19 protein-coding genes are annotated in these 20,392 nt (G+C 70.6%); 7 read left to right on the forward strand and 12 right to left on the reverse strand.

The window, feature by feature from the left end:
* Positions 1 to 38: 38 nt before the first annotated feature.
* The 4 genes from ACIBF7_RS35870 to ACIBF7_RS35885 form a co-directional block, all read right to left on the reverse strand.
* Positions 39 to 2,996, reverse strand: a complete 2,958-nt coding sequence (locus ACIBF7_RS35870; RefSeq protein ID WP_397199140.1) for a UPF0182 family protein — start codon at positions 2,994 to 2,996, stop codon at positions 39 to 41.
* Between the two features lie 132 nt (positions 2,997 to 3,128).
* On the reverse strand, positions 3,129 to 4,169 hold the full coding sequence (locus ACIBF7_RS35875) for a PDZ domain-containing protein (protein ID WP_148029301.1): 1,041 nt from the start codon (positions 4,167 to 4,169) through the stop codon (positions 3,129 to 3,131).
* 10 nt (positions 4,170 to 4,179) lie between these two features.
* The gene (locus ACIBF7_RS35880; RefSeq protein ID WP_148029300.1) at positions 4,180 to 4,605 is read right to left on the reverse strand and encodes a molybdenum cofactor biosynthesis protein MoaE; all 426 of its coding nucleotides are present in this window, start codon (positions 4,603 to 4,605) and stop codon (positions 4,180 to 4,182) included.
* Between the two features lie 20 nt (positions 4,606 to 4,625).
* Positions 4,626 to 5,699, reverse strand: a complete 1,074-nt coding sequence (locus ACIBF7_RS35885) for an NAD-dependent epimerase/dehydratase family protein (protein WP_187281383.1) — start codon at positions 5,697 to 5,699, stop codon at positions 4,626 to 4,628.
* Between the two features lie 130 nt (positions 5,700 to 5,829).
* Here ACIBF7_RS35885 and ACIBF7_RS35890 point away from each other — a divergent pair, with 130 nt between their 5' ends.
* The 3 genes from ACIBF7_RS35890 to ACIBF7_RS35900 all read left to right on the forward strand — a co-directional run bounded on the left by ACIBF7_RS35890 (position 5,830) and on the right by ACIBF7_RS35900 (position 8,669).
* Positions 5,830 to 7,035, forward strand: coding sequence for a zinc-dependent metalloprotease (locus ACIBF7_RS35890; protein ID WP_271278967.1), 1,206 nt, complete (start codon positions 5,830 to 5,832; stop codon positions 7,033 to 7,035).
* Entirely contained in the window at positions 7,032 to 7,604 is a 573-nt protein-coding gene (locus ACIBF7_RS35895; RefSeq protein WP_148029298.1) for an NUDIX hydrolase, read from the forward strand. The genes ACIBF7_RS35890 and ACIBF7_RS35895 overlap by 4 nt, the downstream gene beginning before the upstream one ends.
* A 63-nt stretch (positions 7,605 to 7,667) precedes the next feature.
* The gene (locus ACIBF7_RS35900) at positions 7,668 to 8,669 is read left to right on the forward strand and encodes an endonuclease/exonuclease/phosphatase family protein (RefSeq protein ID WP_397199141.1); all 1,002 of its coding nucleotides are present in this window, start codon (positions 7,668 to 7,670) and stop codon (positions 8,667 to 8,669) included.
* On the opposite strand, the gene ACIBF7_RS35905 is transcribed toward ACIBF7_RS35900, so the two are convergent.
* Together ACIBF7_RS35905 and ACIBF7_RS35910 are read right to left on the reverse strand one after the other, a co-directional pair.
* Positions 8,656 to 9,204, reverse strand: a complete 549-nt coding sequence (locus tag ACIBF7_RS35905; RefSeq protein ID WP_397199142.1) for a hypothetical protein — start codon at positions 9,202 to 9,204, stop codon at positions 8,656 to 8,658. The genes ACIBF7_RS35900 and ACIBF7_RS35905 overlap by 14 nt on opposite strands.
* Positions 9,205 to 9,236: 32 nt before the next feature.
* Positions 9,237 to 9,752, reverse strand: coding sequence for a M48 family metallopeptidase (locus ACIBF7_RS35910; protein ID WP_261808313.1), 516 nt, complete (start codon positions 9,750 to 9,752; stop codon positions 9,237 to 9,239).
* 337 nt (positions 9,753 to 10,089) lie between these two features.
* Between ACIBF7_RS35910 and ACIBF7_RS35915 the strand changes: the two genes are divergently transcribed.
* Together ACIBF7_RS35915 and ACIBF7_RS35920 are read left to right on the forward strand one after the other, a co-directional pair.
* Positions 10,090 to 11,430, forward strand: a complete 1,341-nt coding sequence (locus tag ACIBF7_RS35915; RefSeq protein WP_397199143.1) for a ThiF family adenylyltransferase — start codon at positions 10,090 to 10,092, stop codon at positions 11,428 to 11,430.
* A gap of 16 nt (positions 11,431 to 11,446) precedes the next feature.
* Positions 11,447 to 12,784 carry an AarF/ABC1/UbiB kinase family protein gene (locus ACIBF7_RS35920; RefSeq protein ID WP_219543964.1) on the forward strand — a complete coding sequence of 446 codons (1,338 nt, stop codon included), beginning with the start codon at positions 11,447 to 11,449 and terminating at the stop codon, positions 12,782 to 12,784.
* Between the two features lie 39 nt (positions 12,785 to 12,823).
* Here ACIBF7_RS35920 and ACIBF7_RS35925 read toward each other — a convergent pair whose 3' ends face one another.
* Entirely contained in the window at positions 12,824 to 13,105 is a 282-nt protein-coding gene (locus ACIBF7_RS35925) for a hypothetical protein (RefSeq protein WP_397199144.1), read from the reverse strand.
* Between the two features lie 30 nt (positions 13,106 to 13,135).
* Between ACIBF7_RS35925 and ACIBF7_RS35930 the strand changes: the two genes are divergently transcribed.
* Positions 13,136 to 15,097 (forward strand): heavy metal translocating P-type ATPase, encoded by a 1,962-nt coding sequence (locus ACIBF7_RS35930; RefSeq protein ID WP_397199145.1) that lies wholly within the window; start codon positions 13,136 to 13,138, stop codon positions 15,095 to 15,097.
* A gap of 394 nt (positions 15,098 to 15,491) precedes the next feature.
* Complete coding sequence (locus tag ACIBF7_RS35935; protein WP_397199146.1) at positions 15,492 to 16,082, forward strand: hypothetical protein; 591 nt, start codon at positions 15,492 to 15,494, stop codon at positions 16,080 to 16,082.
* 92 nt (positions 16,083 to 16,174) lie between these two features.
* Here the strand turns inward: ACIBF7_RS35935 and ACIBF7_RS35940 are convergent, their stop codons facing one another.
* From ACIBF7_RS35940 to ACIBF7_RS35960, 5 genes are all read right to left on the reverse strand, one after another.
* Positions 16,175 to 16,372, reverse strand: a complete 198-nt coding sequence (locus tag ACIBF7_RS35940; protein WP_148029291.1) for a hypothetical protein — start codon at positions 16,370 to 16,372, stop codon at positions 16,175 to 16,177.
* Between the two features lie 40 nt (positions 16,373 to 16,412).
* Positions 16,413 to 16,682 (reverse strand): WhiB family transcriptional regulator, encoded by a 270-nt coding sequence (locus ACIBF7_RS35945; RefSeq protein WP_148029290.1) that lies wholly within the window; start codon positions 16,680 to 16,682, stop codon positions 16,413 to 16,415.
* Positions 16,683 to 16,813: 131 nt separating this feature from the next.
* Positions 16,814 to 17,110, reverse strand: a complete 297-nt coding sequence (locus tag ACIBF7_RS35950; RefSeq protein WP_397199147.1) for a hypothetical protein — start codon at positions 17,108 to 17,110, stop codon at positions 16,814 to 16,816.
* A gap of 96 nt (positions 17,111 to 17,206) precedes the next feature.
* Positions 17,207 to 18,091, reverse strand: a complete 885-nt coding sequence (gene tesB / locus ACIBF7_RS35955) for an acyl-CoA thioesterase II (RefSeq protein ID WP_148029288.1) — start codon at positions 18,089 to 18,091, stop codon at positions 17,207 to 17,209.
* A gap of 135 nt (positions 18,092 to 18,226) precedes the next feature.
* Positions 18,227 to 20,263: an ATP-dependent DNA helicase UvrD2 gene (locus ACIBF7_RS35960; protein WP_271279781.1), complete on the reverse strand. Its 2,037-nt coding sequence runs from the start codon at positions 20,261 to 20,263 to the stop codon at positions 18,227 to 18,229.
* Positions 20,264 to 20,392 lie beyond the last annotated feature (129 nt).

The following is a 20,392-nucleotide window of genomic DNA, read 5'->3' on the forward strand; positions in this document are numbered from 1 at the left end:
GACTATCCCCGACGCGGGACTCACGCAAATCGAGAGAGCTAGGACCCTTGCTCCGGTGATTCGGTCGGCGCCGGGGTCGCCGACCCGGTCGGGGACGGCGACGGTGACGGTGACGGTGAACCGGTCGGCGAGGGGGTCGGGGTGACCGGCGCCTGGACCCCGGCGGTGCGGAGCTTCTCCAGGGCGTCGTCCAGGCGCTGCTGCGCCTTGCCGAACTCCTCCCAGTTGGGCGGGTCGCTCTGCAGGGCCTTGGTGGCGTCGTCGTACGCCTTCTGGGCGTCGCCGATCGCGGTCTGCAGGGCGGACTGCTGCTGTTGCTGGTTTTCCTGCTGCTGGTTCTCCTGAGACTGCTGTTGCTGCTGGTCTCCGGTGGTCTGCTCCTTGCCGAAGACCTGGGCCAGCGCCTCGTCCAGGTTGCGGGCGACGCCGATCTCGCTGCCGAACGACACCAGGACGCGCTGCAGGATCGGGTACGGCTCCTGGCCGCCGCCCGCCGCGACCTGGATGTAGACGGGTTCGATGTAGACGAGGCCGCCCGCGTACGGCAGCGTCAGCAGGTTGCCGTAGCGGACCGAGGAGGCGCCGACGCCCAGCAGGTTGAGCTCACCCGCGAACCGGCTCTGGAAGGCGTTCTGCGCCTGGCCGGGGCCCGGGATCGGGGTGTTGGACGGCATGCGCAGGATGCGCAGCTTGCCGTAGCCATCGCCGGCCGTGGAGTCGACGGCCATGAACGCCGCCAGGTTGGGACCCTGCCGTGGCACGAACGTGGTGGTCAGCGAGAACTTCGGCTGGTCACCCGGCATCGTGGTGGTCAGGTAGTAGGGCGGCTGCTTGACGTTCTGCTCGCCCTGCGACGGGTCGTTGGGGACGTTCCAGAAGTCCTGGCCGCTGTAGAAGGCCGCGGCGTCGGTGATGTGGTAGCGCGACAGGGTGTAGCGCTGCACCTTGAACAGGTCTTCGGGGTAGCGGACGTGCGCGAGCAGGCTCTCGCTCATCTCGGTCTTCGGCTGGATGATGCCGGGGAACGCGCTGCTCCAGGTCTTGAGCACCGGGTCGTCCGGGTCCCAGGCGTAGAGCGTGACGGTGCCGTCGTAGGCGTCGACCGTGGCCTTGACGGAGTTGCGCATGTAGTTGATCTTGTCCTGCGGCTGCTGGGCGATCACCCTGGACCGGTCGGTGGCCGTGTCGCGGGTCATCTCCTGCAGGCTCTCGCTCTGCGAGTAGGGGTAGGAGTTGGACGTGGTGTAGGCGTCCACGATCCAGGTGACCCGGCCGTCGATGATCGCGGGGTACGGGTCGGAGTCGAGCGTCAGGAACGGGGCGACCTTGGCGATGCGGTCACGCGGGCTGCGCTCGTACAGGATCTTGGAGTTGTCGTTGACGTCGCCGGACAGCAGGATGTTGACCTCGCTGTACTTGGCGGCGTAGAAGAGCCGGTTGATGAACGAGCCGACCGGGACTCCGCCCTTGCCCGTGTAGGTGGTGTTCTTCTGACCGGTGCCGCCGGTCTCCGGGTAGTCGAGCTCCTGCGGGCGCTCGGGGTTGCCGCCGGCGATGACGTAGTCGGCGCCGGTGGTCTCGCCGAAGTAGATGCGCGACTCCTTGAGGCCGGTGCGCTCCGCCAGGGGGCCGGTGACCGGCATGTCCTTGGCGTCGTAGGCGGGCAGGCCGCTGGAGTCGACCTGGTTGCCGGGGGCGGCCACGAAGCCGTAGCCGTGGGTGTAGACCAGGTGGCGGTTGATCCAGTTGTTCTGGCCCTCGGGCGGGCCGGTCAGCTCGCGCACGGCCACGATGTGGTCGGTGAGCTTGCCGTTGGCGTCGGGGTAGCGGTCGACGTCGAGCTGGTCGGCGAAGTTGTAGAAGCCCCGGATGCGCTGGGTCTGCTCGTAGGTGGCGGACACGAGCGCGGGGTCGAGCAGGCGGACGCCGGTCACGGACGTGTCGCCGGCGGCGTTCTCCCGCACCTGGCTCGGGTCGGCCACGGCGCTGTAGGGCTCCACCTTGGCGTCGTCGACGTTGTAGGCGTCTCGGGTCGCCTCGATGTTGCGGGCGATGTAGGGGGACTCCTTGGCCTGCTGGTTGGGCCTGACCTGGAACTGCTCGACGAGCATCGGGTAGACGCCGCCGATCAGCACCGCCGAGAGCGCGAGCAGGCCGAACGAGACCCCGGGAAGCATGCCGCCCGGCCGGAAGATGCCGGCGAAGAACATCAGGGCGCAGATCAGGGCGATGATCGCGAGGATGTTCTTGGCCGGAAGCACCGCGTTGATGTCGGTGTAGGAGGCGCCGTGGACGAAGCCGCGGTCGGAGAAGACCAGGTCGAACTGGTCGTACCAGTAGGCGATGGCCTTGAGCAGGACGAACACGCCGAGCAGGACCGACAGGTGGATGCGCGCGGCCTTGGAGGCGTGCACGCCGGGCGACTGCAGCCGGAACCCGCCGTACAGGTAATGGGTGATCGCCGCCAGGATGGCCGAGAGGATCACGGCGGTGAACAGGAAGTTGAGCACCAGCCTGATGAACGGGAGCTCGAACATGAAGAACGAGATGTCGCGCTTGAACTCGGCGTCCGTCGTGCCGAACGGCTGGGCGTTGGCGAACTCGATCCAGGTATGCCACTGGCCGGCGAGAGAGGAGCCCGCGAAGAGCGCGAGCAGGGCCAGGCCGACGATGAAGATCAGCTTGCGGTGCGGGTCGAGCGCGGCGCGGTAGCGGTCGGCGCCGCTGCCCCCGCCGAAGACCGCCGGGCCGAACGTCGGCCGCGTGCGGTAGGCGAGCAGCATGTTGCCGCCGACGATGCCGACCATGAGCACCGCTCCGATGAGGAACAGCACCACCTGGGTCAGCAGCACGCTGGAGAAGACCCGCGTGTAGTCGACAGCGCTAAACCATAGATAGTCGGTATAAATCCCGGAAAATAGGAAGAAGAGCGCCACAATCGCCACGAGTGCGATCGCGACGGGCAGAAGCAGTCGCGGTCGGCGGGGCAAGCGCATCGCCCTGCCGCCGGCTCCTGGGGTCCGGAAGCTCAAGGCCAACCCCTCGTCGTGATGAAGAAACGGTCCGTGTCTGGCAACCTACACCGCAGTGTCACCACTACGGCTAACGCGCGGCGATCGAGGGAAGTTTCATCCAGAGCAAGACGGGACCTTGCCTTTACCTGAGACCAAGGCTTCGATCGCCAGCCTCGCACTGTTGAGAGTCTCGGCCTTGACCAGCCGAAGCCCGTCAGGCACGGCCTTCATGGCCTCGGCGCAGTTTCCCGCGGGCGTGAGGAAGATCGTGGCGCCGGCGTCGCGGGCGCCGACCAGCTTCTGGGGGATGCCGCCGATCGGGCCCACCGTGCCGTCGGGCTTGATGGTGCCGGTGCCGGCGATCTGCTTGCCGCCCGTCATCGGCCCCTCGGTGAGCTTGTCCACGATGCCGAGCGAGAACATCAGCCCCGCGCTCGGCCCGCCGACCTCGCCCACGTTGATGTCGACCTCGAAGGGGAACTTGTAGGTCGCCCGCATGCTCACCCCGACGACCGGCTCGCCGTCGGCGGCGACGGTCGGCACGGTGATCTTGAGATCCTCGTCACCCCTGGTGATGCCGAACGTCACCTCCTCGCCCGCCCGGCGCGCCCGCACCGCCTCGCCGACCTCCTCGGTCTTGGTGACCGGCTCGCCGTCGACGGAGGTGATCTCGTCGCCCTTCTCGATCTTGCCCGCGGCGGGCTTGTCCTTGGCGACGGAGACGACCGAGATGACGGTCCTGTACGGGATCTTCAGCTCGTTCAGGGCGGCGGCCGTGGCGTCGTCCTGGGAGTTGGTCATCTCGACCGTGTTCTCCTCCTCGACCTCCTTCTGGCTGCGGTCGGGAGCGAAGATGGTCTCCTGCGGCACGACGGCGACGGTGGGGTCGATCCAGCCGCGCAGCGCGGTGAGCAGGTCGATCTGGGAGGTCGGCCCGCCCTGGTAGGCGACGGTGACGAGCCGGAGCGAACCGCTGGTCGGATAGGTCTCACGCCCGGTTATCTTGATCACCGGCTGCTTGTCGATCTGCCCGAGGGTGTTCTCCGTGGGCCCTGGGCTGAGCACGACGTACGGAACGTCCACGAGCGCGCCGCCGATGCCGAGCGCGAGCACGAGGAAGCCCGAAACCAGCAGGGTCAAGGCACGTCGTGACATGGATCCGAGCTTATTCGCAGGCGCCGACCCACTCGGTCGATCCGTCGGCGAACTCCTGGTGTTTCCAGATCGGCACCTGGGACTTGAGATCGTCGATCAGCCTGCGCGCCGCCTTGAACGCCTCGTCGCGGTGGGCGCAGGCCACGGCCACGATCACCGCGGTGTCGCCGAGCGCCAGGTCGCCGACCCGGTGGACGGCGGCGAGCGCGGTCACGGGGAAGTCGGAGGCCACCTTCTCGGCCACGGAGCGCAGCTCCTGCTCGGCGGACGGGTGGGCGGAGTAGGACAGCTTCGTCACCGGCTTGCCGTGATCCTGCTCACGCACGGTGCCCACGAACAGGGTCGTGCCGCCCGCCGCGTGGTCGGCCACCGCGGCCGTCACCTCGTCGACGGACAGCGGGGTGTCACGAATGCCGAGCAACCGGATGACGTCCACGCGAAGAGCCTACATATTTCTCACAGGCGGCGCTTCTTGCGCACCTGACGGACGATCGCGGCGGTGCCGATGACGGCGACGGTGGCGCCGGCCGCGGTGAGGGTGGCCTCCTTGACGGGCAGCCGCCTGCCGACCACGGTGGTGCGGTTCTCGCGCAGCTCCAGGAGCTGGTTGAAGGCCGTCTCGTTGGTCCACGACGGCTTCCAGCCGGCCTCGCGCAGGGCGGCGCAGTCGACCACCCACGGATAGACGACGTAGTGGAGGTCGGTGGCAGGCGCGGGCGTGATGCCCAGCCGGTGGAGGCGCTGGGCGGTGCCGAAGGTCAGCCCGGCCGGCAGCTCGAACCGCCGGATCCCGGACAGCTCCTCGATCTGCTCCTGTTCGAGCCAGCCGTCGCAGCCGACGGCCGCCACCCCGGTGACGGCGCCCTTGGCGGCCAGTTCGAGGGCGGAGACCAGGTCGTCGATGTGGCAGAACTGCCAGCGCTGCGCGCATCCCTTGACCGTCAGCAGCCGCGGCGACTCGAAGTGGCGGGTGATCACGGTGTCGATGCCGGGCCCGACGACCGCGGCCGGCCGCAGCACCGTGACCTCCAGGCCGGGATGGCTGCGCAGCGACGTGCGCACCAGCGCCTCGATCTCCAGGTAGTCGCCGACCACGCCCGTGTCTGGCTCGGCCGCCACCGGGGCGTCCTCGGCGAGGGGCACGTCGTTGTCGGCCGCGGCGCCGTACACCATCGCGCTCGTGACGACCACCACGCGCCGGACGCGCGCGGCCGCGCTGGCGGTGAGGACGGTCTGGGCGGCTCTCAGGTTGTACGCGCGGCGCTCGCCGGGATCGGAGTCGAGGGCGTAGTCGCCGGCCACGTGGACCACGACGTCGATGTCGGAGATCCGGTTCGCCAAGAGCGGATCCCGTACGTCGATCACCCGCCAGGTGGCTTCCTGCACGTCACCGCGCTCCTCGTCGATGGCCACGACTCTGCGGAAATCCGCGGAGGTGACGAGCCTGACGAGCAGCTCGCGGCCCAGGCCGGATGCGGCGCCGGTGACGGCTACGACTGGTCGGCGCGAGCGTTTCGAGGTAGGCACCAGGTCCTCACTTTGCACTGATCCGCCACAGGACGACTAACGTGGCGGATGTGGACTCCTCCATCCTGCACGAGGTAACGCGGTGACTGACCTGCCAGGTCGTGAAAACGACCCCAACGAAAACCCGTTCGCCATGTTCGGTGACCCTGAGCAGATGGCTCAGGCGATGCGCCAGTTCGCCGACATGCTGTCGGCGCCCCAGGGTTCAGGCCCTGTCAACTGGGACATGGCCAAGAACATCGCCCGCCACGCCGTCGTCGCGCAAGGCGACCCGAGCGTGATGGAGGGCGAGCGCCGCCAGATCGTCGAGGCGCTCAGCCTGGCCGACCTGTGGCTCAACGAGGCGACCACGCTGCCCAGCGGCGTGTCCAACCCGCAGGCGTGGAGCCGGTCCGAGTGGATCGAGAACACGATCCCGGTGTGGCGCAAGCTGGCCGAGCCGATCGCCGAGCGCATGGTCGAGACCATGGGCGGCGCCATCGGCGGCTCCGGGCTGCCACCCGAGGCCCAGCAGATGGCCGGGCCGCTGATGGGCATGCTCAAGCAGATGGGCGGCATGATGGTCGGCCAGCAGATCGGCCAGGCCATCGGCTCGCTGGCGCGTGAGGTGATCGGCACCACCGACATCGGCCTGCCGCTGTCCGGCACGGCCGCGCTGCTGCCCGGCGGCGTCGCCTCCTTCAGCTCCGGCCTCGAACACCCCGCCGACGAGATCAGGCTCTACCTGGCGCTGCGCGAGGCCGCGCACCACCGGCTGTTCCAGCACGTGCCGTGGCTCCGCGGCCACCTGCTCGGCGCCGTCGAGGAGTACGCCAAGGGCATCACGGTCGACACCTCGGCCCTTGAGGAGCAGATCCGCGGGCTCGACATCAACAACCCGCAGGCTCTCCAGGAGGCGCTGAGCGGCGGCGCGCTGCTCAAGCCCGAGGAGACCGAGCGGCAGAAGGCCGCCCTGGTCCGCCTGGAGACGATGCTGGCCCTGGTCGAGGGCTGGGTCGCGACGGTGGTCGACGACGCCGCCGCCGGCAAGCTGCCCTCCGCGGTCGCCCTGGCCGAGACCGTACGACGACGCCGCGCGACCGGCGGGCCGGCCGAGCTGACCTTCGGCACGCTCGTCGGGCTGGAGCTGCGCCCGCGCAGGCTGCGCGAGGCCGCCAAGCTGTGGCAGGCCGTCAAGGAGGCGCGCGGCGTCGACGGCCGCGACGCGCTGTGGTCGCACCCCGACCTCATCCCGACGGCCGACGACCTCGACGATCCCGAGGCGTTCGTCCGGGGCGAGACCACGTGGGACATCTCCCAGCTGGAGGAGAAGCCCCGCGACGAGGGCGACCAGAGTTGAGCCTGCACGACGACGCGGTGGCCGTGCTCACCGCGTGGACCGCGCCGACGGCCGGGGAGGAGTCGCTGCGCGCGGAGTTCCTCGACCACCTGGCGGCTCACGAGGACGCCATGCTGCGCGAGTGCGTGCCCGGCCACCTCACGGCGACCACGGCCGTGCTGTCGCACGACGGCGCGCGGGTGCTGCTCACCCTGCATCCGAAGGCCGGGATGTGGCTGCCGATGGGCGGCCACTGTGAGCCTTCCGACACCACGCTGGCCGGGGTGGCGCTGCGCGAGGCCGAGGAGGAGTCCGGCATCGCGGACCTGGAGCCGCTGCCCGGCCCGCTCGCGCTGGACCGCCACCGGGTGTGGTGCCATCCGCCGCACAGCTGGCATCTCGACGTCGAGTACGCCGCCGTCGCCCCGGAGGGCGCCGAGGCGGTGATCAGCGAGGAGTCCCTGGACCTGCGCTGGTTCCCGGTGGAGGAGATCCCCGAGCTGTCCGACGAGGCCACCCGCCGCCTCGCGGCCAGGGGACGCGCCGCGCTGGCGGAGAGGGTCGCCGCCGGTCGGGGGACGGCTGGCTGACCGGCGGACCGGCCGTCAGCGGAGGCCGCTGAGGTTTCGTAACGTTCCAGAGAGGTTTTGGCAGTGGGCGTGTCCTCGGAGAGTCCCGTCGGCGGGACGATCGTCACGCCCGCGCGCCGGCGGCGCACCGGGCGCGCCGGGGCCGTGCTGACGTGGCTGGCCGTGACGCCGTTCGCGGCGTGGGCGGTGACGAGGCTGGCAGGGCTGGAACGGGGGGCGATCCCCACCCAGATCATGACCGCGACCCCGTACGCGGCCGCCGGTTCGCTGGTCCCCCTCATGATCGCCGCGCTCGGGCGCAGGCGGGCCGCCACCGCGGTCGCGCTGCTGGCCAGCACGGTGCTGGGGTTCAGCGTGCTGCCCAGGACCCTCGGCGTGGCGGAGGCGACGGCGGGCCGGCCGCTCCGGGTGCTGACCGTCAACCTGCTGTTCGGCAGGGCCGACACGCAGACGATCATGAACATGGTGCGGGAGCTGCGGCCCGACGTGCTGAACACCCAGGAGCTGACGCCCGGCGCGGTCGACGGGCTCGACGCGGCAGGTTTGACGGAGGTCATGCCGCACCGCGTGCTGCAGGCGGAGTGGAGCGCGGGCGGCAGCGGCATCTTCTCCCGCTTCCCGCTGGAGCCGCTGGATGACGCGCTGCCCCCGCTGGAGGGCCACAACATGCCGGTGGCCAGGCTGTCGCTGCCCGGCGGGGCGCCGGTCGAGCTCTTCGACGTGCATCCGGTGCCGCCGATCGGGCCGCATGCCGCCGCCTGGCAGAAGGCGCTGGAGTCGCTGCCCGGCCCGTCCGGAGGCACGGTGCGCATCCTGGCGGGCGACTTCAACGCCTCGCTCGACCACGTGCCGATGCGCCGGCTGCTGGCCCGCGGCTACAAGGACGCCGCCGACCAGGTGGGCGCCGGGCTGATCCCGACGTGGCCGGCCAACAGGCGGATCCCGCCGATCATCACGATCGACCACGTGCTGGTGGACGAGCGGGTGGGGGTGAAGGCGGTCAGCGTGCACGACGTGCCGGGCACCGACCACCGGGCGGTGTTCGCGGAGCTCAGCGTGCCGTGAGCAGGGCGCGGGTGCTCTCCCAGCCTTCGAGGCCGGGGTCGAGACGCTCGGCGTCGCCGGGGGCGCGCAGCCGGTGCCAGCCGGGCGTGGCCGCCACCATGCGACGGCCGGGCGCCTGCGCGCGCAGCGCCGCCACCGGATCGGGGTCGTCCAGGTCGGGATCCGCCCAGGCGGGCGGCGGCAGGTGGCAGGCGAGCGCGACCGCACCGCCCCCTTCTGCGGGGCTGACGGTGATCAGCGCGCGTCCGAGCTCGCGGAAGAGCTTGCCGATCAGCAGCGGCGGCAGGTCGGGCGCGTCGGCGGCGACGATCGCGGCCTGATCGCCCTTGAGCAGCTGCAGAACGTCCTTGACCGGGTCGTCCTCGCCTATTTCGAGGATCTCGGTGCCGGGCCAGACGAGGTCGTCGAGACCGGGGACGCTCGTCGCCAGGACGGGGGTGACCAGCTCCAGGCCGGCGACCATCTCGTAGGTGTCTTCCGCGATCGCCTCCAGCCAGCGGGCGGGGTCGACCCCTGGCGGCGCGGATCGGGCCATGCGCTCCTGTACGAGAACCGCGACGGTACGCGTCAACACTCCTCCGGGGCGTTCTGGGCGGCGGCGGAGAATCCCTCCAGGAAGCCGCGGGCGCGCTCGGCCTTCGGGTAGCGCTCCACCAGGGTCCAGAACCGGGGGCCGTGGCTGGGCACGAGCAGGTGGACGAGTTCGTGGACGATGACGTAGTTGATGACCCACTCGGGCAGGCCCTTGAGCCGGGTCGAGATGCGGATCGTGCCTGTCTCCGGGGTGCAGGAGCCCCATCGGTGGTGCTGGTTGTCGACCCACCGCACGCTCGCGGGCCGGGCTTTGCCGTCGAGGTATTTCGCGGAAAGGTCCTTCGCCCGCTCCAGCAGCGCCTCGTCCGTCGGCCGTCGCTTGCGCTCCTTGGCCGCGAGCCGATCGAGCATCCGGCTCACCCATTCGTCCTCGTCCTCGCCGCTGAGCCAGGCGGGCAGGAGCACGATCGTCTTGTCGCCGTCGCGGTAAGCGGAGACCGTACGCCGGCGACGAGAACTGCGACGGACCTCGACTGTCTCGGGGGGCACATATGCACGGTAGCCGACACTCGCGGAATTCCCCAGAGGGCGAGTCATGTTTCTGCTGGTCAGATGATTAAGAGCCGGTGAATTTGGGCAAGCGCGGTTTCCCGATCCTGATCACCGCGGCACGCCGGAAGTGTCGTTCTGAGCGTGGATTCAAGAGCTGGGTGACATCCGGTCAAGGGCTCGCGGTGGGATCGTTCTGCGGTTTCGACTTTACCAAGAATTTAATGTCAGCGGTTGTCCACAGGGTTTCGCGGGCTTGGCCGGTTATCCACAGCGGCGGGCGTTCCGGAGCGGGATCTTGAATTCACGTGCAAATCTTCGGGCCATGAGGCCACGTGTGCATCCCGCCCTCCCCCGTGTCGACCGTGACGAGCGGACGCTCCAGCTCGGCGCGCATCCCGGGCGGGCCGTCGTCCTGACCGGGCTCAGCAGGGCCGCCCGGCGGTGGCTCGACAGGCTCGACGGCGTCCGCGACCTGGCCGGGGCGTTGCGCGAGGCGCGGTCGGCCGGGCTGCCGGAGGTCGCCGCCCGTGACCTGCTCGATCACCTCGGCCGGTCCGGCGTGCTCGACGACGCGGGCGGGCCCGCCCTGCCGCTGCCGCTGGCCGAGCTCGACCGGATGCGGCCCGATCTGGACGCGATGGATCTGGCCGGGGCCGCGCCCGGCGGCGGGCGGGAGTCGCTGCTGCGCAGGGCGCGGTCGCGGGTGCGGGTCTACGGCGCGGGCCGGGTGGGGGCGCAGGTGGTCGCGCTGCTTGCGGCGGGCGGCGTGGGCGGGATCCGGGTGTTCGACCCTGATCCCACGCGGCCCCGCGACCTGGTGCCCGGCGGGCTGACGTGGGCGGAGGTGGGGATGCCGCGGCAGGACGGCGCGGTCGCGGTGGCCGCGAGACTGACCCATCCCGGCGAGGGCGGGGAAGGCACGGGGGTGGCTCGTGGCGGCGAGGGCCGGGATGGCCCAAGGCCGGCTCGTTCCGGCGGCGGGCAGCGGTCTCGTGCCGGTGACGGAGCGGGACGACCCGCTGGTGCCGGCGATGGTGGGGGGCGGGCCGCTCGTGCCGGTGCGGGTCGCGTTGCCGCAGGGCAGCGACGGGCGGTCAGCGGCTTGGGTGAGCGTGCGGTGGTGGAGGTGCGGGCGGGCGGGCCGTATCTGGGTGACGGGACCGAGCGTCCCGATCTCGTGATCCTCACTCCGGTGCGGCCGCTGGACATGGTGCTGGTCAACGAGTTGACGGCGCTGGGCATCCCGCATCTGCTCGGATCCGCCTTTGAAGGGCATGGATCCGCGGGTCCGCTCGTTGTACCTGGACAGACCGCCTGTTTGCACTGCCTAGACTTGACCAGACGGGATCACGATCCGGCCTGGCCGGTCGTCACCGCCGGGCTCGGTGGCTATCCCCCCGGGGAGATCGCCTGCGACGCCTCCCTGGCGGCCTCCGTCGCCGCCGCGGTGGCCGGTCATGCCCTGAACTTCCTCGATGGTCACGCCTCGGCTGTGACGAACGGCACAACCGACATATCGCCTGATCGACATTGGAAGCACCGATCGTGGACAATCCACCCGCAATGTCGTTGTATACGAACCTATCCATATCCGCTAACAATGGTCATGTCAGCTACCTGCGATTCACAAGCCCAGGTAACGACCGACGAAGGGGGGAAGCGGCATCTCGGCTGAGATTCCGCACATCAGGATGAGCGATCTTCCTCGCCGCGCCGTCACGCGCTCCGCCAAGCTGGCCACCCTGCCCCTCAGTTTCGCCGGACGCACCGCCCTCGGGCTGGGCAAGCGCATCGGCGGCAAGTCCGCCGAAATGGTCGCCGAGGAGATCCAGCAGCGCACCGCCGAGCAGATCTTCAAGGTGCTGGGCGAGCTCAAGGGCGGCGCGATGAAGCTCGGCCAGGCGCTGTCCATCTTCGAGGCCGCCCTGCCGCCCGAGATCGTCGCCCCCTACCGCGCCACGCTCACCAAGCTCCAGGACGCGGCGCCCCCGCTCCCGGTCGCCACCGTCCACAAGGTGCTGACCGAGCAGCTCGGTGACGACTGGCGCGACCATTTCCAGTCCTTCGACGACGAGCCGACCGCCGCCGCCTCCATCGGCCAGGTCCACCGGGCCGTCTGGCATGACGGCAGGGAGGCCGCGGTCAAGATCCAGTACCCCGGCGCCGGCAAGGCCCTGCTCGGCGACTTCGCCCAGCTCGCCCGGCTCGGCAAGCTGTTCGGGGTGCTCATGCCCGGCCTCGACATCAAGTCCGTCCTCGCCGAGCTGCGTGAGCGGGTCGCCGAGGAGCTCGACTACCTCCGCGAGGCCGAGGCCCAGCACGCCTTCGCGCTCGAGTTCCACGACGACCCCGACTTCCACGTGCCCGACGTCATCGCCGCCAACGAGACCGTGCTGGTCACCGAGTGGATGGACGGCGTCCCGCTGTCGCGTGTCATCACCGAGGGCACGAAGGAGGAGCGCGACCGGGCCGGGCTGCTGTTCGTCCGCTTCCTGTTCTGCTCCCCCGCCAGGGTCGGCATGCTCCACGCCGACCCCCACCCGGGCAACTTCCGCATGCTGCCCAACGGCAAGCTGGGCGTCCTCGACTTCGGCGCCGTCAACCGGGGCGGCTACCCGCTGGCGTTCGGGCAGCTCACCCGCATCTTCAACCAGGGCGACATGGACACCGTGATCGCCGGGCTGCGGGCGGAGGGCTTCATCCGGCCCGACATCGAGATCGACCCCGACGCGCTGCGCGCCTTCCTCTCGCCCTACGTGGAGCCGACGGCGGTGGAGGAGTTCACGTTCAGCCGCGCCTGGCTGCAGACACAGGCCGCCTCGGCGACCGACCTGCGGCCCGGCAACGTGGTCCGCCAGCTCAACCTGCCGGCCTCGTACGTGCTCATCCACCGGGTTCACATGGCGGGGATCGGGGTCCTGTGCCAGCTGGGCACCACGGCACGTTTTCGCGACGAGGTGATCCGCTGGGTTCCGGGCTTCTCCGACGACACCATCGACCCCGACGACATGGCCCTCGTCACCACCTGATCTCCGCACCCGCGCCTTGACCAGGTTCGAACGGGCGTATCACTGCGGATTGGTGGAACACGCGTAAGTCGGGGTATGAATGCCCGCTCCTCCTCCGTGGAGGAACGGGCTCCCTTCCCGCCGACATACCGGGGTTGAGATCCGAGCATGAGTACGCGCCGCAACCATCCGCACACTCCAGGACCGGACACACCCGGCCATCAGGCCGATGACGACGGTCATGGCATCCATGGCGCTCACGAAGGCCACGGCCGCCATAGCGGTCACGGCGGGCATGGCGGTCACGGCGGGCATGGCGGTCACGGCGGGCATGGTGATCATGTCGGGCAGTTTCGGCGGCTGTTCTGGATTATGCTGGTCCTGGCGGTCCCCGTGGTGGGGTTCAACGAGATGTTCGCCCACATCATCGGCTACCGCCTGCCTGATTCCGCGTGGGTGCCGTGGGTCTCACCGGTGCTGGGCACCGTCGTCTATTTCTGGGGCGGACGGCCGTTCCTGACCGGGGCGGTCTCGGAGATCCGCTCCCGCCGGCCCGGCATGATGCTGCTCGTCGGCCTCGCTATCACGGTGGCGTTCGTCGCCTCCTGGGGTGCCAGCCTGCACGTGCTCGACGAGGAGCTGAACTTCTGGTGGGAGCTGGCCCTGCTGGTCGTCATCATGCTCCTGGGCCACTGGATCGAGATGCGCTCCCTGGCGCAGACCACCTCGGCCCTGGACTCCCTGGCGGCCCTGCTGCCCGACGAGGCCGAGAAGGTCGACGGCGACGACGTGGTCAAGGTCTCCCCGGCCGACCTGGTGGTCGGTGACGTCGTCATCGTCCGTCCCGGCGCCTCGGTGCCCGCCGACGGGAAGATCATCGACGGTTCCGCGAGCATGGACGAGTCCATGGTCACCGGAGAGTCCAAGCCGGTGCGCCGTGAGGCCGGCGAACAGGTGGTCGCCGGCACCGTCGCCACCGACTCCGGCCTCCGCGTCGAGGTCACCGCCATCGGCGACGACACCGCCCTGGCGGGCATCCAGCGACTCGTCGCCGACGCCCAGGCCTCGTCCTCGCGTGCCCAGCGCGTCGCCGACACCGCGGCGGCGTGGCTGTTCTGGTTCGCCCTGGGTGCCGCCGCGATCGCCGCCGTCGTCTGGGCCCTCGTCGGGCTGCCCGACAGCGGGATCGTGCGGACCATCACCGTGCTCGTCATCGCCTGCCCGCACGCTCTGGGCCTGGCGATCCCGCTGGTGGTGTCCATCGCCACCGAGCGCGCCGCCCGGGGAGGCGTGCTGGTCAAGGACCGTCTCGCGCTGGAGTCGATGCGCACCGTCGATGCCGTCCTGTTCGACAAGACCGGCACCCTGACCAAGGGCGAACCCACCGTGACCGGGATCGAGCCGGTCGGCGGTCGCGGCGCGGACGAGGTGCTGGCCCTGGCCGCGGCGGCGGAGAGCGACAGCGAGCATCCGCTGGCCAAGGCCATCGTCGGCGCGGCCCGTACGCGTGGGCTGGACGTGCCCCAGGCCAGCGAGTTCTCCTCCTCCCCCGCGGTCGGCGTGAAGGCGACCGCGAACGGCACCGTGATCGAGGTCGGCGGCCCGTACCTCCTCGACGAGCACGGCCTGGACGAGCTTCCCGTCGCCGGTGAGTGGCGGACGGAGGGGGCGATCATCCTGCACGTCCTCGCCGGCGGCCAGGTGATCGGCGCGCTCCGGCTGGCCGACGAGATCCGGCCCGAGTCCCGCGACGCCGTCGACGCCCTGCACGCCGTGGGCGTCCAGGTCGTGATGATCACCGGTGACGCCCGGGCCGTCGCCGACACCGTGGCCGCCGAGCTCGGCATCGACCGGGTGTTCGCCGGGGTGCGGCCGGAGGACAAGGCGGCCAAGGTCGCGGAGCTGCAGTCGGAGGGCAGGAAGGTCGCCATGGTCGGCGACGGCGTCAACGACGCCCCCGCTCTGGCCCAGGCCGACGTCGGCATCGCGATCGGGGCCGGCACCGATGTGGCGATCGGCTCGGCCGGGGTGATCCTCGTCTCCTCGGATCCGCGCTCGGTGCTCTCCGTCATCGATCTGTCGCGGGCGAGCTTCCGTAAGATGAAGCAGAACCTGTGGTGGGCCGCCGGCTACAACCTGATCTCGGTGCCCCTGGCCGCCGGGGTGCTCGCGCCGATCGGGTTCGTGCTGCCGATGAGCGTCGGGGCGATCCTCATGTCGGCCTCGACCGTCGTGGTCGCGCTGAACGCCCAGCTGCTGCGCCGGCTCGACCTCACTCCGGCACACAGCACGAAAACGTTCCTCGACCGCGCGACACCCGCCCGGACACCCTGAACGCCCGGCGGCGGATGCGGCCGGGCACGCAGAGGGCCGACATCCGGACGACCGGCGGAGGATGCGGCCGAGCGCGCACGGGCCGACACCTGAACGACCGGCGACGGATGCGGCCGGGCGTATGGGCCGGCACTTGGACGACCGGCGGAGGATGCCGCCGGGCGCGCACGGGCCGGTACCTGGACGACCGGCGGCGGGTGCGGTCGGCGGCTGTTCGCGGTGCGAGGTGGTGAAGGCGTCGACGACCAGCGCGTTCCGTGGGTGGCCGCCGTCGGTTCGGACGTCCCCGTGGCCTCTTTCGGGGTTCTTACGGATGGCGGCGGGCCATCGGCCCGGCCGGAAAGCGCGCCTGATGATGGCGGCAACCATCGTCGAGTGAAAGGCGGGATCCGGGATGGGTCTCTTCCGCATGGCCGGGTCAGCCGGCTATGTCTGCGCCGTGCTGCTCGTCTTCAACGTGTTCCGGCGGGCCGGGGTGGTTCCCGAGACGCCGGTCACGCACGCGCTGGCGCCGTTCGCGGCGCTGTCCGGGCTGTTCGCGATCACCGGGCTCTACCTGCTCATCCGGAGCGGGACCGGCGGGCTCGGGCTGGCCGGGTACGTGCTCAACGGCGCCGGGCTGGCCGGGGCGTTCGCCGTCGAGTACACGCTGCACTTCGTCTTCCCGTCGCTCCCCGGCGCGACGGTGAGCGGGCTGCTGGCCGGAGGGACGGGGACGGCGTTCCTGGTGACCTCGGCGGTGCTGCTGTCGGGGGTGCTGCTGTTCGGCGTGGCGGCGATCCGGTCGGGGACGCTGCCGGTCGCCGCCTTGCTGCTCTACGCGGCGGGGATGGTGCCCGGGTCGCTGCGCGGGGTCGTGCCGGAGTGGGCCTACCTCGGCGGGCTGGTCGTCGCGGCGGCGGGCATCGCGTGGATGTCGGCCCGCCTCTTCGCCGCCGCCGGGACGGCCGATCCCGTGAGGAGACCGGCCGGCCAGCACGCGTAGAACCGAACGCGGAAGACCCGCGCGGAACCGTCGTTCCGCGCGGGCCTGATTCTCGGCGGAGAGGTCCTGCGCCGGCGGCAGGACCTCCCCTGTCATAGCACCAGTCGCAACGCCCGGTTCAGGCGCTCGTTGGCGCGCTGGACACCACGCTGCGCCCTGCGGACGCGGCTGATGCGGGAGGCCAAGCGCTGCTCCTCCGCCTCGCGGTGGAGGGTCCGTATTCGGTCGTTGACCAGTTCATGGTAGAGATACGGGGCCGAGAACTCGCCGCTCGTCGGGATGAGGCTCATCAGATCGTCTTCTTTCTGCTGGTGTTGCTGGATCGGTGGGTCAGGCCGCGACCGGGTGCTTGCGCGGACGGCCACGCGGACGCTTGCGGGGCACGATGGTCCCGCGGAGGATGAGCTCGCCGCCCCAGACGCCCCACGGCTCCTCGCGCTCGAGCGCGCGCTCGAGGCAGGCCTTCTGGATCGGGCACCCGGTGCAGAGCGCCTTGGCGAACTCGACGTCCTCCGGCGACTCGGCGAACCACAGGTCAGGGTCGGTACGACAGGGGATCTCGGCTTCGTCGATCAGGTCCATGATCGTCTTCGCCCCCATCAGGATTCTCCTTTGATCGAACACGTTGTTCTTGGTCGGGACACACCTCGTGGGTGATCGGGATCACGGACAAACAAAGAGGCCGCGGATCCTGTCTGCGGATCCGCGGCCTGGGGGCTGCTGTGTGCCGGTCAGGTTATGACCGGAGCATCCCTCCAGGGTTGCGGACCCACTCCACGCTTGGCGATCGGCTGGGTCGGCACTTCGGCGCCTGCGCTGCCCGCAGGAACGCCCAGAGCGACGGCTGCGGCGAAGACGGGAGCGCCCGAGGTGGCGGCGCCGGCGTGGGCGCGCGCATACATCAGGGACTCCTGGCGACGGGCAGACTCGTCCTGCCGCAGCTTGGCCGGCCCACTGACGAGCCTCACCGAGTCACGGCACGCGGAAAGCAGCCACTGCGTGGCCGGCGTGTTGTTGATGCTGATCACTGTGACTCACCTCCGCTCTGGGATCGTCGGGCAGGGACGCCCGACTCGCTTGACCATGACCCTAAACCCGGATCTCGGGGTTGGGCAACGTATTTTCTACCTGCGATTTCGTGACAAATTCGTGCGGATCATGGCCTCCTGGACCACGGACACCACGAGTTCGCCCGAGGCGTTGAACATCTCCCCCCGCGCGAGCCCTCTGGCGCCTCCGGCGGAGGGCGACTGCTGCGCGTAGAGCAGCCACTCGTCGGCCCTGAACGGCCGGTGGAACCAGATGGCGTGATCCAGCGAGGCGCCCATGATGTCGGAGGCGCCCCAGGCCAGACCGTGCGCGAGCAGGATCGTGTCGACCAGGGTGTAGTCGGAGGCGTAGGCGGCCAGCACGACGTGCAGCAGCGGGTCGTCGGGCAGGTCGGCGTCGAAGCGGAACCACACGTTGGTCTCGGTGCTGCGCAGGTCGGGGTCGAGATGCGCCTCCCAGACCAGCGGGGAGACGTAGCGGGCGTCGACCGGGCGCGGCCGGGCCAGCCACTCGCGCTGCTCGTGGTCCTCCCCGACCAGCGCGGTCATCTGCTCCTGGAAGGTCGGCAGCGTCTCGGGGGCGGGCACCACCGGCATCGCCGAGGCCTGGTGCTCGATGCCCGGCTCCTCGACGTGGAACGAGGCCGACATCGTGAAGATCGCCTTGCCGTGCTGGATCGCCACCACCCGCCGGGTGGAGAACGACCGGCCGTCGCGGACCCGCTCGACGTCGTAGACGATCGGGATGGCCGGGTCGCCGGGGCGGATGAAGTAGGCGTGCAGGGAGTGGACGTTCTTGCCGGCCGGGACGGTGCGCCCGGCGGCGACGAGAGCCTGCGCGGCGACCTGCCCGCCGAAGACGCGCTGGACGCGCTCCTCCGGGCTCCGGCCGCGGAACATGTCCTGCTCGATCTGCTCCAGGTCGAGCAGGTCGAGCACTTCCTTCAGGGCCTCGTTCACTCATCCCCCTTCACGCGGCACGCGCGAGCAACCCCCCGGGCTCGCCCCCTTATGGTGGCATCCCGTGGTTTCGCGGTGGTTACGACGGTGTCGTCCTGAGCCGGAGACGACAGGACAGGATACGCGGGGTCAGGGTCAGGAGCCGCGGCACAGGCCGAGCACCGCCTCCCCGTAGCGGTCGAGCTTGACCCGGCCGACGCCCGCGATCGACAGCAGCTCCTGCTCGGTCGTCGGCGCCCGCTCGGCGATGGCCTGCAGCGTCACGTCCGTGAACACGACGTACGGCGGGATCTTGGCCTCCTTGGCCGTGGCCGTGCGCCAGGCCTTCAGGCTCTCCAGCAGCGCCTCGTCGTAGTCTGCCGGGCAGGTCGCGCACCGTCCGAGCTTCTGCTCGGCCGCGGCCACCAGGGTCTTGGCGCAGACCCGGCAGCTGACCGGGGCCGCCACCTCCCTGCGGTCGCGGGCGGGCGCGGCGGGCCGCGACGGCGCGGACGGGCGGCCCGTCAGCCCGTCGAGGAACCGGGACGGGCGGCGGCTCCTGCGCCCGCCCGGCGCGCGGGCCAGCGCCCACGACAGCGAAAGGTGCAGCCGGGCACGGGTGACGCCGACGTACAGCAGCCGGCGCTCCTCCTCGATCTGCTCCGGCGTCTCCGCGTAGATGATCGGCACCATGCCGTCGGTGAGACCGACCAGGAAGACGGCGTCCCACTCCAGACCCTTGGCGGCGTGCAGGGAGGCGAGCGTGACGCCCTCGACGGGCGGCGCGTGCTGCTCGGCGGCGCGGCGCTCCAACTCGGCCACGAACGCCGGCAGGTCGGCGCCCTCGGCCGCCAGGTCCTCCGCCAGGTCGGCCAGGGCCTTGAGCGACTCCCACTTCTCACGCGCCTTGCCGCCGCCGGGCGGCGAGGGGGTCAGCCCGACGCCGGTCAGGATGTCGTGGACCTCGGAGGCCAGCGGCTCGCCGCTGTGGGAGCGGGCCGCGCCGCGCAGCAGCACGACGGCCTGCCGCACCTCGGGCCGCTCGAAGAAGCGCTCCGCGCCGCGCACCACGTACGGGATCTCCGCCTTCGACAGCGCCTCCTCGTAGGACTCGGACTGCGAGTTGGTACGGAAGAGGATCGCGATCTCGCGGGACGGGACGCCCTGGTCGATCAGTTTGCGGATGCCGCGCGCGACGCCGGCGGCCTCGGCGGGCTCGTCGTCGTAGTCGGCGAACACCGGCCTGGGGCCGTCGGGGCGCTGCGCGACGAGCTCCAGACGGTGAGGCGACTTGCTCTTGGCGATGACGAGGTTGGCCAAGTTGACCACCTGGGGGGTGGAGCGGTAGTCGCGCACCAGCTTGATGACCGCGGCGTTCGGGAACTCGACCGCGAAGCCGGTCAGGTAGCGCGGGGTGGCGCCGGTGAAGCTGTAGATCGTCTGGTTGGGGTCGCCGACCACGCACAGGTCGTCGCGGCCGCCGAGCCAGGTGTCGAGCAGCAGCTTCTGCAGCGGGTTGACGTCCTGGTACTCGTCGACGACGAAGTAGCGGTACTGCTGGCGGATCTGGGCGGCGACCTCGGCGTGCTCGGTCATCACCGCCGCGGTCAGCTCCAGGATCGTCTCGAAGTCGACGAGGTGGCGCTCGCGCCGGATCCGCTCGTACGCCTCGTACAGGCGCACCACCTCCTCGGCGGGAACCGGAGGGGTGCGGTGGTGCTTGGCGGCGGCGGCGACGTAGTCGTCGGGGCCGATCTGGGTGACCTTGGCCCACTCGACCTCGGCGGCGATGTCTCGCAGCTCGGACCGTTCGGGATTTTTCCGGATCTGGCGGCAGGCTTCGACCAGCACCGGAAGCTTGGACTCGATCACCGACGGCGCCTCGCCGCCGATCACCCGCGGCCAGAAGTAGGTGAGCTGCCGCAGCGCGGCGGCGTGGAACGTGCGCGCCTGCACCGCCGGCGCGCCCAGCTCGCGCAGCCGCTGGCGCAGCTCGCCCGCGGCACGTGTGGTGAACGTCACTGCGAGCACGCTCCGCGCGTCGACCGCCCCGCTGCGCACGGCATGCGCGATCCTGTGGGTGATGGCCCTGGTCTTGCCCGTGCCGGCTCCGGCCAGCACGCACACCGGGCCGCGCACGGTCTCGGCCACCTCGCGCTGCTCGGGGTCGAGCCCGGACAACACGTCGTCCACGCTGCTCACCTGTCCATCCTCCCAGCCGGTGGCGGTCCGAGAGCCATTCTGGCAACAGGTGGCCGCACCCGTTTCACAGGCAACGAGATGCAAACAACCGGTCTCTTCCACCACAATGGGGCCCGACCA

It is taken from the genome of Nonomuraea sp. NPDC050478 (assembly GCF_044458265.1).
GTDB lineage: Bacteria > Actinomycetota > Actinomycetes > Streptosporangiales > Streptosporangiaceae > Nonomuraea > Nonomuraea ferruginea.